The sequence below is a fragment of the Bradyrhizobium sp. USDA 4449 genome (genome assembly GCF_054056275.1).
Window position 1 is genome coordinate 5,385,071 of the sequence record NZ_JBSRYD010000001.1, and the last position, 12,649, is coordinate 5,397,719.

The window sequence follows — 12,649 nt, forward strand, 5'->3', positions numbered from 1 at the left end:
TCTGGTGTTCGATGGTGGCGATTCCAATGCAGCGCAGCGCCGGGTGTAGCGGACCGCTCTGCGGTCAGCCAACCTCGATGTTCATCTCCGCGATCAGCCGCTCGCGACCCGCCAGGGAGTTTAGCGCCTTGTCACCCAATTCCCTGGCGACAAGGTTGAGCAGAGCCTCGCAGAAGACGACATAGGCGCCCATGCTGTTCGAATAGAAGCTGCTCGCGTGGGGGATGAAAAAAGCATGCGCGGCAGGAGGAACCAGTGGTGACGACCTCGAATCCGTAATCGCGATGACCGTCTGGCCGTTCAAGGCTGCGACCCGGGCCACCTCCGCGACGCTGCGCGTATAGGGCGCGCAACTGGCGACGATGACGACGTCATCAGGGTCGAGCTGTGACAATGCCTCGGCGACGCCGAGACGCGGCGCGTCCAGAAGCGCGACGTCCGAGCGCACCATTCCCAGGCAATAGGTGAGAAAGCTCGCCAGCGAATGGAATTGGCGAACGCCATGGACGCGAACGCGATGGGCGGTCGCCAAGAGCCTGGTGGCGCCTTGCAGAGCGGCTCTGTCCAGTTGTCGGAGGAAGCCGTCAACGTTCGCTGCGGTTTCCCGGGCAAGCTGCGTGAACGCCTCGACTTCGGTCGTGCCGGCGGACGGCGCGGCCATGAGTCGGCCGGCCTGGCGGCTATAGAAATACTGCTGGTCGTCAGCGATGGCCTTGCGGAAGACCGCCTGGAAATCGCTGAAACCTTCGAAGCCGAGACGTTTCGCCAGTCTGGTCAACGTCGACGGGTTGATGCCGAACTGCTCGGCAAGCTCCGAGATCGAGCGAACCGCCGACTGTTCCGGTGCTTCCACCAGTTTTGCGAACACATCATGCGCTTTGGCGCCGAGCGAAAAGCCTGCTTCGTCGCGGCCAACCGAGAGCGCGAGTGCCCTGAGATCCTCGATGGTGCGCGGCGGCTCCGCGACGGCTTCCTCTGGCATCGCCCTGATCCTGTTCACGCAGCGAAGGGCACCAGCCCGTCCCGCAAATCGAAGCGAACCGCTTCGTGCGCTCCATCGTAGACAGACCATTCGACCGTGTCAGCCCCGACCCGGAAGAGGGCGCTTGCGAGCGTGTTCTCGGCGTCGCTGTCGGCCGGGTCGGCGCGGTAGATCGGCAATTCTGGGTCGGCTGCGTCCCACAAAATGTCGAGCGCCCGCCCCTGCGGCTCCGACCGGCACGTTTGACCAAGCAGCATCTCGCCGCGCCGTTGTCGCACGCCGGACGAGCCGGTGACGATTTGCGACACGCGCCCGGTGTCGGCATGGATCAGATGATTCGAATGGACGCGCGGCGCCTCGACCCGATCGACCGACAGGGCGCGCGCGGTGAACTCGACACTGAGAAGGCGCTCGTCCCCGGCCTGTGCCAAAGTCAGGTGAAAGGCTCCGGCGCGGGGCGCCGACTTGAGCACGGTGAGCGCGCCGTCGAGATCCGGCGCGTCGAGTATCGCGCGGGCGAGCACCATGCGCGGCGTGCCGGCGCCGCCCGTGAGCGGCCTGATGTTGTTGACGGTCTGGACCAGCCGCTTCGATGTCGCCGCAAAGGTATGTCCCGGCAGCGAGCCCGGGTACACGAAGGCCGTGAACGGCGTGCCGCCTTCGGATGCAACATGGGCAAGGGCGCAGTGGCCGGCGAAGTCGGGGTCGCCGTCCTCGTTGTGGCCGATGACATGCGGAGAGCCCGGCAACTGCACGGTCGTGCAACCATCCGGCGCCATCGCCCAGATATCGCCGCGGCAGTTCCACAGGAAGACGTCGTCGAAGGGCAGTGCCAGCCCGACGGCGAGGCCCTGCAACTCGGCCCAGTATCTTGGAAAACGCTCTCGAACGATCGCAGCCATCCCGGCGATGGAGGGATCTCCGCGGCGCGTCGTGAGTTCGCGCCACGCAGCGGATGTTCGGAAGTGGTCCTGCAGGGCCGCCCGGCCGAAGCGCCCAAGGGCCGCTCCGACATCGTGTGGTGAACCGGTGACGTCTATGAATGAAAGCCGGCGGCCGGCGTTAGGCGACATGTTGCAGAAACTCTCTCAGGCGAAGATTTTGAGGATTTGCCAGCAACTCCCGTGGCTCACCGTCGACTGCGATCTTGCCGCCCTCCATGAAGATCAGCCTGGTGCCGACCTTACGCGCAAAGGCCATCTCGTGGGTGACCACGATCATGGTCATGCCTTCCTCTGCCAGCGCCTGCATGACGCGCAGCACTTCGTGCCTCAGTTCCGGATCGAGTGCGGACGTCGGCTCGTCGAACAGCATCAGCTTCGGCTTGACGGCAAGCGCGCGGGCGATCGCGACGCGTTGCTGCTGGCCACCGGAAAGTTCGCTCGGAAAATGGTGAGCGCGTTCGGCGAGGCCGACCTTGGCGAGCATGTCCAGCGCCTGCTGTCGCGCATCCCGGCGCGACTCGCCGCGCACGCGGCGCGGGCCAAAGGCGACCTTATCGAGGGCCGTCATTTGCGGAAACAGGTTGAATTGCTGGAAAACCATGCCGGCTTCCTGGCGGATCATGCGGACCTTGCGGCCGCCATCCTTGACACTGATACCGTCGACCACGAGATCGCCGCCGTTGATCTCCTCCAGCGCATTGATGCAGCGGAGCAATGTCGATTTGCCCGAGCCGGAGGGACCGATCAGCACCACCTTCTCGCCTTGCTCGATCGAGAGGTCGACCTGGTCGAGGATCGTAACCTGGCCGAACCGCTTCGTGACCTTCTTGAACTCCACGATGCTCACAGGATGCGCATCCTCTTTTCGGTCATCCTGAGGATAAGCGTGAGCGCGCCCGTCATGACCAGGTAGAACATCGCCACGGCAGACCAGATTTCGACGGCGCGAAAGTTGGCCGCCATGATTTCCTGGCCTTGCCGCGTGAGTTCCCCGACACCGATGACGATGAAGAGCGACGTATCCTTAAGGCTGACGATGAACTGGTTGCCGAGCGCCGGAATCATGCGGCGGAAGGCGAGCGGGCCGATGATGTAGAGCAGCACCTTCCAGAGCGGCAGGCCGAGTGCGAGACCCGCTTCCCGCAATCCTTTATGGACGGAGAGAAACGAGCCGCGCACGATCTCGGCGATATAGGCTCCGGCGTTGACGATGATGGCCATGATCGCCGCCGCGAGCGGGTAGATGCGGACATTCGCGAGGATCGGCAACGCGAAATAGATGAACATCACCTGCACGATGATCGGCGTGCCGCGGATGATCTCGACATAGGCGAAGGCAATGGCGTTGAGGACGGCATTGCCGTAGGCGCGCGCCAGGCCGGCGGCGAAGCCGATCAGCAGTCCGCCGGCGAGGCCCGCCAGCGCGATCAGCACGGTGAGGCGGGCGCCTTTCAAGAGCTCTGGCAGGGCCTGCCAAATAACCGACCACTCGAAATCCATGAGAGCTTTCCTTCAGGGAAGGCGTGCCGACCAAAGCATGATTCGGACCCGGAGGGCCGCGTTAGCGCAAAGTGCGAAGCGGTTTTCCGAAAAGATCATGCTCGAGCAACAACCCCGGTTGCGCGCGCCGCGAAGCCCGGATCAGCTCTTCGGCGGCTCGGCGCCGAACCATTTTTTGTAGATGGCCGTGTAGGTGCCGTCGCCCTTCAGCTTGGCCAGCGAGGCGTTGACCTTGGCGACGAGCTCGCTGCCCTTCGGGAAAGCGATGCCATATTGCTGGGCCATCATCTGGGGACCTACGGTCTTCACTTTCCCCTGGCCGTTGGTCTTGATGTAGTAGAGGACGTTGGGCGTGTCGTGCATTGCAGCGTCCGCGCGTCCCGTCGCAACCTCGAGGTAGGCGTTGTCGCTGTTGGGGAAGAGGCGCAGCTCCGTCGCCTTGAAGTGCTCCTTGGCGTAGTCGGTTGCCGACGTGCCGGTCTTCACGGCAAGCGTCTTGCCGGGAAGATCTTCCGGACCCTTGATGGCGCTGTTGGCCGGCACCATCAGCAGGAACCCGCTGTCGTAATAGCCGTCGGAAAAGTCGATGACCTTCTTGCGCTCGTCCTTGATGGTAATGCCGGCCAGCCCAACATCGACCTGCTTGGTCTGGAGCGCCGGGATGATGCCGTTGAAGTCCATCGGCTGCAGCGTATAGGTCACCCCGATATCCTTGGCGACGGCGGCCCACAGGTCGATGTCGAAGCCGACATATTTGTCTCCCTCCTTGAACTCGAATGGAACGAAGGCGGTGTCTGTCGCGACGATCAGGTCGCCGGCACGAGCAGGTTGGCCGAGGGAGAAGGTTGCCGCGACGGCTGCGGCGGCGGTCAGGCTGGCAAGCGCGAACTTCATTTGGGATCCCCTCTTTTCCGGGAGTGCCACGGAACGCCCACAGCATGCCACAGGCTACGCAAAACAAAAGTGCATATTTTTGTGCAATGCATCGCATATTTGCACGAAATATCGGCGGCCGATTCGTGCTGGTATCGCGAGGGTGGACGAAGTGCAGAGCAGTGAACTGCTCAGGTCCTTCAAAACAGTCGTTGGAATTTGGCGCTGGATTTGCCCGCGGCCGACCCGCGCGAATTACGAGTTTCGCGTCATCTTCTCGAACTTCCTCACCAGCCGTTCCCGCTTCAGCCGCGACAGCCGCTGGAGCCAGAATAAGCCGTCGAGCTGGTCGATCTCGTGCTGGTGGCAGACGGCACGCAAGGCCTCGGATTCCTCGCTTTGCATGATGCCGTCGAGGTCCTGATAACTGATGCGAACGCGGGCGTGGCGCTGGACGTCGTCGGTGACGCCGGGCATCGAGACGCTGCCCTCCTTGTGCAGGATCATCTCGGAAGAAGCCCATTCAATCTGCGGATTGACGTAAGTCTGCGGGCCAGTGGCGGCATCGAGCTCCAGCACCACGAGACGCAAGGGCACGCCGATATGCGGCGCCGTGATGCCGATCCCGGGCGCGGCGCGCATCGTCTCCAAAAGGTCTCTCGCAAGCTCCCGCAAGCCGTCGTCGAAGGCGGTGACGGGGCGGGCCGGCATGGCGAGCCGGCGGTCGGGATAGCGAACGATCGGACGAATGGTCATATCTGGCACGCTAGCCTCTCTGGATCAGCTCGCGCCCGATCCGCTTCGGCGGCTCGCTCCGCAGCACGATGGCGGTCGTGACGGAGCCATACCGGGCAATCGCATCGACGATGCTCTCGAGCTCCGTGGGCGAGGGCACGATCACCTTGAGATGAAAGCAATCCTCTCCCGTCAGCCTCAGGACTTCGATGATCTCGGGCATCTCGGCGAATTGCTTCAGGCAGGCCTTGATGTGTTCGTGCGTCGTCCGCAGGCGGATGATCGCCATCATGTTGAGGCCGACCGAGCCCGGATCGATGACGGCGCGATAGGCCATGACGATCCCGCGCTCCTCCAGCCGCTTCAGTCGTTCCGAGGTGGCCGGCTGCGACAGGCCGACCTTTCGCCCCAATTCCGAGACGCTGATGCGGCCATCGTCCTGGAGCGTTTCGATGATCGCAATATCAGTCGGATCGAGAATGGGCTGGAAATCCCGGCTTCGCGTCATGACCTCTAATCTATCGGAACAGTGCCGCTCTTTCCGATGAATGCCAATTCCGTTTGCGGATGTAAACCGCCATGCTCCGCAGGTGCATGGCGAAACATCAGAGGTGAGGCGTGACGGAATTCATCCATTTGCCTGGGATCGGCAACTCCGGCGAAGCGCATTGGCAAAGTCGTTGGGAGCTGGCTGACCCCGGCATCCGCAGGTTCAGTCCGGCGAGCTGGGATCAGCCCGATCTGGCCGACTGGATCGAGGCCCTCGACCGCGCCGTGCGCACAGCGAGAACGCCACCGGTGCTGGTGGCTCACAGTCTTGCCTGTCTGCTCGTCGCGCATTGGCAAAAGCAAAGTGCCTCGCCCGTGAAGGGGGCGCTTCTCGTTGCTGTTCCCGATCCGCGCTCTCCGGCATTCCCCGCCGAGGCCGCGGCGTTCGCGTCCGTGCCGGACCAGCGCTTCCGCTTTGCCTCGATGATCGTGGCCAGCACCAATGACCCCTACGCGTCGCCGCGCTACGTGCGGGGAAGGGCAGGGCAGTGGGGCAGCGAACTGGTCGAGATCGGCGCGAAGGGGCATATCAATGCTGCGAGCAATCTCGGCGACTGGCCGGAAGGACGCCGCATCCTCCTGGACTTCGACGCGCGCATTTAGATGATGGACGGGTCAAGCCGTGTCGGTTCATCCTGGTTCAGCCGATCAGCATTGCCGCCGAGCCCCACGAGGTGTGGGCGGCCCTGATCGTCCCATAGCTCGGCCTCACGGAGCAAGGCGTCAATGCATTGTTCGACGCGTCGCAAACTGCGGAGCGGCGGCAACCATCACGGCTACGAGTTCTGCGGGATGATGACATGATGCCGGTGTTTTGCCCGACGAGTCAAATTTCGGCCTGACGTCGTGGGTTCCCCGCACTGCGATGGGCGTGCATCGTTAAGTCATTGATCCCTCTATGGCCGGCTACTGTGCATGGGGTTGTTTTCGAAATCTTGTTGGTGGGCCGCGAATGTTTGCCCTAAAAAATGTCGCAAGACCTGTCTGCTTTCGCCGTTTCCATTCGTCTTCCACGTGAGACAGACATGACGGGAGACAAGGAATGACTGCTTCCAGATATCGCTGGGTGATCGTCGCCGCCGGCGGCCTGCTCGGCTGCGTCGCCATCGGCGGCATGTTTTCGCTGCCGGTGTTCCTGCAGCCGATCGCCAAGGAGACCGGCTGGTCGGTGACCGGCATTTCCAGTGCCATGACCATCGGCTTCCTGGCCATGGCGTGCAGCAGCATGATCTGGGGCACGTTGACCGACAAGTTCGGGCCGCTGCCGGTGGTGCTGACCGGATCGACCGTGCTGGCGCTGAGCCTGTTCGCCGCCAGCCACGCGACCTCGCTGATCGTGTTCCAGTTCGTGTTCGGCCTGTTGGTCGGCGGCTCCTGCGCTGCGATCTTCGCGCCGATGATGGCGACCGTCACCGGCTGGTTCGACACCCATCGCAGCCTCGCCGTCTCGCTGGTGTCGGCCGGCATGGGCGTGGCGCCGATGACGATGGCGCCGTTTGCGGCCTGGCTGGTGTCTCATCATGACTGGCGCACCGCGATGCAGATCGTGTCGCTGGTGGTCGCCGTCATCATGATCCCGGTCGCGCTGCTGGTCCGCCGTCCGCCGGCGCTGGCGCATCCGCCCGTCGCGGCAGCGGGTCCGGGCGGCCCGCAATCCGAGATGACGGTGGCTGAAGCGCTGCGCTCGCCGCAATTCCTGATCCTGCTCGCCACCAATTTCTTCTGCTGCGCCACACATTCCGGCCCAATCATCCACACGGTCAGCTATGCCGTGAGCTGCGGCATCCCCCTGATCTCGGCGGTGACGATCTACAGTGTCGAGGGGCTGGCCGGGCTCGGCGGGCGGATTGCCTTCGGCCTGATGGGCGATCGGCTCGGTGCCAAGCGCGTACTGGTCTCGGGCCTGCTCGCACAAGCCTTCGGCGCGCTCGCCTATGTCTTCGCCCATCAGCTCACGACCTTCTACATGGTCGCGACCGTGTTCGGCTTCATCTATGCCGGCACCATGCCGCTCTACGCCGTGATCATCCGCGAGAACTTCCCGCTCAAGATGATGGGCACCGTGATCGGCGGCACGGCGATGGCGGGCAGTCTCGGCATGGCCACCGGCCCGCTCGCCGGAGGCCTGATCTACGATGCGTTCTCGAGCTACGCCTGGCTCTATATCGGCTCCTGGGCGATGGGGCTTGGCGCGTTCCTGATGGCGATGACGTTCCGCCCGTTTCCGAAGCCGCAGCAAGTCGAGCCCGCGCCGGCACCAGTCGCGGCATGATCGGATCGAGGCGCAGCCTCAGAGCTGCGCCTCGATCGCCGCCTTGTCGATGACCGACCACACCTGCCGGATCTTTCCGTCATGAAATTCGTAGAAGACGTTCTCGCAAAAGGACACGCGCCGGCCGTTCACGGCGAGCCCCAGGAACTGGCCGGTCGGCGCGCAGTCAAACGTCAGTCGCGCGGCGATGCGCGGTGGCTCCGAGATCAGCATCTCGATGTTGAACTGCAGATCCGCAATCTCGCGGAAATCCTGCTCCAGCATCGCGCGATAGCCCGAGCGGCCGCGCATTGTGGGCGACATCATCATGCACGAACCGGCCAAGCGTAGGCCAATCCTGCCTGTTCAGGCAGGCGATGTAATCGCGGTAGATGTCGGCGAGTCCGGCTGGCGTCATGGCGACACTCCCTGCGTTCCGGGGCTAACGCGGGAGCAGGGGAATCGGTGCGCTGCTCAGAGCGGTTTTTCGAAGAACAGATCCGGGTAGGGATCGTCATTGAAGCGCGGGATCTCGCGCCAGCCGGTGGTACGGTAGAGCTGGCCGGCTTCGGGCAGCGCGCTGTTGGTATCGAGCCGCAGCAGCGAGATGCCGAGCGTACGCGCCGCATCCTCTGCAGCGTCCATCAGCCGTCTGCCGAGCCCCAATCCGCGCGCGGAGGGGGCGACCCAGAGCCGCTTGATCTCGGCATAGCCATGGTCGGTGCCCTTCAGGCCGACACATCCGATCGGCAGCGCGTCCGACACCGCGACGACGAAGCTGCCGCGCGGGCGGCGCATGTCCTTGGCATCGGGGTCGCGCGACAGCGACACGTCAAAGCCCTGTTTGAAGCGCCGTCCGAGCTCGGCGTAATATTCTCTCAGGCAATAGCGCGCCTCGTCGCTGCGCGGATCCATCTCAGTGAGCGCAATGCGATCGCGCGTCAGCGCGGACGCGATCAGATCCATTGCGGCGAGCAGCGCCTCGGCTTGCGAGTTCCGAGCGAGGAGGCTTTCGGCTTGCGCGTTGGATATCCTCTCATAGGCTGCAAATTCCCGCTGACCTGCACGCGTCAATCTCGCGACGCGTCGCCGCGCATCGTCCGGGTGCGCATGCGTCTCGATCAGGCCTTCCTCTTCCAGGCTGCGCAACAGCCGGCTCATCAGCCCGGAGTCGAGGCCGAGATAGTCGCGGACCTCGCCGATGTCGGAGCGCCCGTGTCCGATCGCGTTGAGCACGCGCGCAGCCCCGAGCGGCCGGCCGCGCCCGAGGAACGAATGGTCGAGTGCGCCGACGGAGGAGGTCACCGCACGGTTGAAACGACGGACGCGGGAGACGGGATCGAGCATTGCCTGACTTTAGTCAGATATCGTGCTATGGTCAACTGAAGCTCTCGTCAGATTCAGGCATTCATCCTTCGGGCCGAATCAACTTGATGTCCCGATCGGCGGCCCAATCGGCAACGTCCTCACGCTTCAGCGCGGTCGCCATCAGGTCGGGAAACTGATCCGGCGTACAGGCAAAGACGGGGATGCCGAGGCTCGCAACCTTCGCCGAGAGGGCGGGGTTGTAGGACGGGCGACCGGTGTCGGTCAGTGCCAGCAGGACGATCACGTTGATGCCGCGCGCTGCGAGCCTGCCCAGGCGGTCGACCAGCGCGTCTGCATCGCCGCCTTCATAGAGGTCGGTGATCAGGACCAGATGCGCCTTGGCGGGGCGCTCGATGCGGTCCTCGCAATAGCCGACGGCGCGGTTGATGTCGGTGCCGCCGCCGAGTTGAACGCCGAACAGCACCTCGACGGGATCGGCGAGCTCCTCGGTCAGATCCACGATTGCGGTGTCGAAACAGACGAGCTTGGTTGCGACCACCGGCAGTGAGGCCATGACCGCCGCGAAGATGGAGGCGTAGACGACGGAGGTCGCCATCGACCCCGATTGATCGACGCACAGAATGACTTCGTCGAGATCGACAATGCGACGCTGCTGGCGCAGAAAGCCAATCAGCCGTTCCGGCACCACCGTGTGATGCTCGGCCTGATAATGGCGAAGATTGGCCTTGATGGTGCGCGGCCAGTCGATGTCGGCAAAGCGCGGGCGGTTGGTCCGCAGCGAGCGGTTGAGCGCACCGCGGACCGCATCCGCCGTGCGCCGCTCGAGCCGCTCCATCAATTGGCCCACCACCTTGGCGATGACGATCCGTGCGGTGTCCTTGGTCTTCTCCGGCATCACGCCGCGCAGCGCGACCAGATCGGCGATCAGGTTTACGTCGGCTTCGACGGTTGCGAGGAATTCGGGTTCGAGCAGCATCTGGCGAAGCCCCTTGCGCTCGAAGGCGTCTTTCTGGATCACCTGCACCACTGGGGCAGGAAAGAACTCCCTGATATCGCCGAGCCATTTCGCGACGCGTGGGGCCGAGCCGCCGAGCCCGCCGCGGCCTTTTTTCGGCCCCTCATCGCCGTCGCCGTAGAGCGCCGTCAGGGCTTCCGACATGCGGCGGTCGCTATCGGACAGGGGCGCACCGGCTCCGCCGTTCTCGGCATCGGCGCCGAGAGCCAGGGTCCAGCGGCGGCTACGTTCATCACTCTCGCTCATCGCGCAGCTCCCACCTTGAGAAGCGCAAGCACGCGCGCCTCGTGCAGCGGCCAGACGGCGCCGGCATCCGGGACAAGCCGATAGCCCTTCGCGCCGCCGGTGCCTCGCGCGAACAGCACATCCATCAAGCGCCGGCGCTCGTTGCGATCGAGCGCCGAGAAGACGCGGCGGAACAGCGGCAGGCCGGCGGTAAAGCCATCTTCGGGGAGCGCCAGCAGCCAGCCGTCGACTGCGCTGCGCAGCGCCGCGTCATGGATCAAGCGTTGGCCCGCGCCCTCGAAGAAGCCTTCGAAAAGACCGGCCGCCTCGGCGACAGGCGTACCGGGCGAAAGCATGCGTGCCAGCAGGTCGGCGGTGTGATCGCCGGCCAAGAGCTCGGCTTCGTAGAGCAACCGCGCCGCGGTGCCGGCGATCAACCGCGTGGTCTGGTCATCATGCAGCAGGGCGGTCAGCGCCTCGCGCCATCGGGCGACGATGTTGGCGTCGAGCTGGGCCAGCTGGATCGCGGCATCGGCTGCGAGGATCGCGCCGCGCAGCTTGGATGCTGCCGGACCATCCAGATTGCGGGAGGCGTAGGGCAGGGCGATGGCCGCCTGCACGACGATCCGCGGCATCAGGGCTGCCAGATGCTCGACGGTGCCGGCACGCGCCTCGCCGTAGCGCAGGATGTCGGCCATTGGCGGCAAAGCGTCGAGCAACGCTTGTCCGTCGCTGGTGAGGGCTGCCTTGGTTTCGAGCGCCGAGATGCCGGATTCGGTGGCGCGCGGCAGATCGGCGATCATGGCGTTGCGCACGAGGCTCGCCAGCGCGCCAAGCTCCGCCTCCTTGCTCATCGCCTCGATCAGGCGGCCGCCGGCCGCTTCGGCGATGGTCGAGCCATAGAGCAGGTTCTCGACCAGCCGCACTGCGAATTCCGGCTCCCAGCGCAATTGCCAGTTCTCGCGAAACGTTCCGCGGCTGCGGCCTGCGTCCGTCAGCCGTCCCCAGGGCACGCCGAGCGCGCCCAGCCGGTGCAGCAGCGTCGAACGCATCAGCCCGCTTTCGCTGCGCAGATCGAGCGTCAGCGGCCGTTCGAGCGCTTCCGGTTTCAGCCGCGTCGCCTTCTGCTGGCGCTGGAGATCGTCCAGCAGCGGCGCCAGTGGCGTCGACGGCGGGATCGAGCCGACACCCGCGCCGATCAGGAGCTCGGCCGCGACGTCGTCCCATACGGCCCGTTCGCCGTTGCACAGGCATGCGATTGCCGCCTCGCGCAGCTCCTCGAAGCCGGGTGAGGGCCGCTCGCGCAGCGCCGCGAGCGCGATGCCGAGACGCTGCGCCTCGATCACCGAGGCGGTCGAGACGAAATGACCGCCGTCGCGCAGCACGCGCGTCACCTTGGCGAGCCAAAGGGCAACGCGATCGCCCTCGCGCGTCTCCCAGAGATGCGCGCACCAGCCGGGAGCGACCACGCCCGCGCCATAGCCGCTCGCACGTGCCAGGCGCGGCGCAGTCCATGGTGCCCAGGTTGCCTTGATCTTCGCCTTCGGCCGGCCCTTGAGCAATTCGCGGTCAGCCGGAAGGCTGCGTCGCTCCGTGAGCGCCGGCACGTGCCAGGCGCCGCAAACGACGGCGACGGCGCCCTCGCACTCCTTCGCCGCTTTCGCGATCTCGATCCGCATATGCGCTTCGCGCGCGGCTTCGCGAGCCGATAGCGGCTTTTCTTGCGCGCGCAGTGCCGTCATCGCCTCAGTGACGGCAGCGAACACAGGACCTGTCGCGGGATTTTCCTCGATGACGTCCGACCACCAGGACTCGCCGTCGTCATACCCTGCCGCCGTCGCGAGCGCGCCGATTGGATCACGGCTGACCGGGTCCTCCTCCGATCTTGCGGCAATCTCCTCCGCGATGTCGCTGGCCGAACTGCCCAAGCGATCCGAGGCAGGCAGGTCGATGAAGCGCAAGGCTGCACCGTGGCGCACGGCCCAGCAGGCAGCCTGGTATTCCGGCGAATAGTCGGCAAAGGGATGGAAGCTCGCATGGGCCGGATTGTCTTCGGCATAGGTGAGCAGCGCCACCGGCGTCACCATGTCGGGGTCGGCGAGCATGGGCAGCAGCTCGGAGGCATCCGAGGGCCCCTCGATCAGCACCGCGACGGGCTTGAGCGCATCGAGCGCCTCCACCAGGCGCCGCGCCGATCCCGGCCCGTGATGCCGGATACCGAACAGATGGATGCCGCCGGCCATGGC

General features: G+C 64.9%; 12 protein-coding genes and 1 pseudogene. 2 read left to right on the forward strand and 11 right to left on the reverse strand.

What is annotated here, in order from left to right; translation table 11 throughout:
• Positions 1-64: 64 nt before the first annotated feature.
• From ACVIIW_RS25045 to ACVIIW_RS25075, 7 genes are all read right to left on the reverse strand, one after another.
• Complete coding sequence (locus ACVIIW_RS25045; protein ID WP_456703180.1) at positions 65-868, reverse strand: MurR/RpiR family transcriptional regulator; 804 nt, start codon at positions 866-868, stop codon at positions 65-67.
• Between the two features lie 128 nt (positions 869-996).
• The gene (locus ACVIIW_RS25050) at positions 997-2,055 is read right to left on the reverse strand and encodes a C45 family autoproteolytic acyltransferase/hydolase (protein WP_456703181.1); all 1,059 of its coding nucleotides are present in this window, start codon (positions 2,053-2,055) and stop codon (positions 997-999) included.
• Complete coding sequence (glnQ, locus tag ACVIIW_RS25055) at positions 2,045-2,773, reverse strand: glutamine ABC transporter ATP-binding protein GlnQ (protein WP_456703182.1); 729 nt, start codon at positions 2,771-2,773, stop codon at positions 2,045-2,047. Before glnQ ends, ACVIIW_RS25050 begins: the two co-directional genes overlap by 11 nt.
• Positions 2,770-3,426 (reverse strand): glutamine ABC transporter permease GlnP, encoded by a 657-nt coding sequence (gene glnP / locus ACVIIW_RS25060; RefSeq protein ID WP_092238458.1) that lies wholly within the window; start codon positions 3,424-3,426, stop codon positions 2,770-2,772. The genes glnQ and glnP overlap by 4 nt, the downstream gene beginning before the upstream one ends.
• 141 nt (positions 3,427-3,567) lie before the next feature.
• Positions 3,568-4,320 carry a glutamine ABC transporter substrate-binding protein GlnH gene (gene glnH, locus ACVIIW_RS25065; protein WP_456703183.1) on the reverse strand — a complete coding sequence of 251 codons (753 nt, stop codon included), beginning with the start codon at positions 4,318-4,320 and terminating at the stop codon, positions 3,568-3,570.
• A 234-nt stretch (positions 4,321-4,554) separates the two neighbouring features.
• Positions 4,555-5,055, reverse strand: a complete 501-nt coding sequence (locus ACVIIW_RS25070; protein ID WP_456705261.1) for a peptide deformylase — start codon at positions 5,053-5,055, stop codon at positions 4,555-4,557.
• A 10-nt stretch (positions 5,056-5,065) separates the two neighbouring features.
• Positions 5,066-5,542 carry an Lrp/AsnC family transcriptional regulator gene (locus ACVIIW_RS25075; RefSeq protein WP_456703184.1) on the reverse strand — a complete coding sequence of 159 codons (477 nt, stop codon included), beginning with the start codon at positions 5,540-5,542 and terminating at the stop codon, positions 5,066-5,068.
• A 110-nt stretch (positions 5,543-5,652) separates the two neighbouring features.
• On the opposite strand from ACVIIW_RS25075, the gene ACVIIW_RS25080 reads away from it, so the two are divergent.
• Together ACVIIW_RS25080 and ACVIIW_RS25085 are read left to right on the forward strand one after the other, a co-directional pair.
• Positions 5,653-6,186: an RBBP9/YdeN family alpha/beta hydrolase gene (locus ACVIIW_RS25080; protein WP_456703185.1), complete on the forward strand. Its 534-nt coding sequence runs from the start codon at positions 5,653-5,655 to the stop codon at positions 6,184-6,186.
• A 439-nt stretch (positions 6,187-6,625) separates the two neighbouring features.
• Positions 6,626-7,855 carry an MFS transporter gene (locus tag ACVIIW_RS25085; RefSeq protein ID WP_456703186.1) on the forward strand — a complete coding sequence of 410 codons (1,230 nt, stop codon included), beginning with the start codon at positions 6,626-6,628 and terminating at the stop codon, positions 7,853-7,855.
• An 18-nt stretch (positions 7,856-7,873) separates the two neighbouring features.
• Here ACVIIW_RS25085 and ACVIIW_RS25090 read toward each other — a convergent pair.
• From ACVIIW_RS25090 to ACVIIW_RS25105, 4 genes and pseudogenes are all read right to left on the reverse strand, one after another.
• A pseudogene (locus tag ACVIIW_RS25090) lies at positions 7,874-8,252 on the reverse strand (ester cyclase).
• 56 nt (positions 8,253-8,308) lie between these two features.
• Positions 8,309-9,181, reverse strand: a complete 873-nt coding sequence (locus ACVIIW_RS25095; protein ID WP_456703187.1) for a bifunctional helix-turn-helix transcriptional regulator/GNAT family N-acetyltransferase — start codon at positions 9,179-9,181, stop codon at positions 8,309-8,311.
• Between the two features lie 61 nt (positions 9,182-9,242).
• Entirely contained in the window at positions 9,243-10,424 is a 1,182-nt protein-coding gene (locus ACVIIW_RS25100) for a VWA domain-containing protein (RefSeq protein ID WP_456703188.1), read from the reverse strand.
• Positions 10,421-12,646, reverse strand: coding sequence for a DUF5682 family protein (locus ACVIIW_RS25105; RefSeq protein ID WP_456703189.1), 2,226 nt, complete (start codon positions 12,644-12,646; stop codon positions 10,421-10,423). Before ACVIIW_RS25105 ends, ACVIIW_RS25100 begins: the two co-directional genes overlap by 4 nt.
• Between the last annotated feature and the right edge of the window lie 3 nt (positions 12,647-12,649).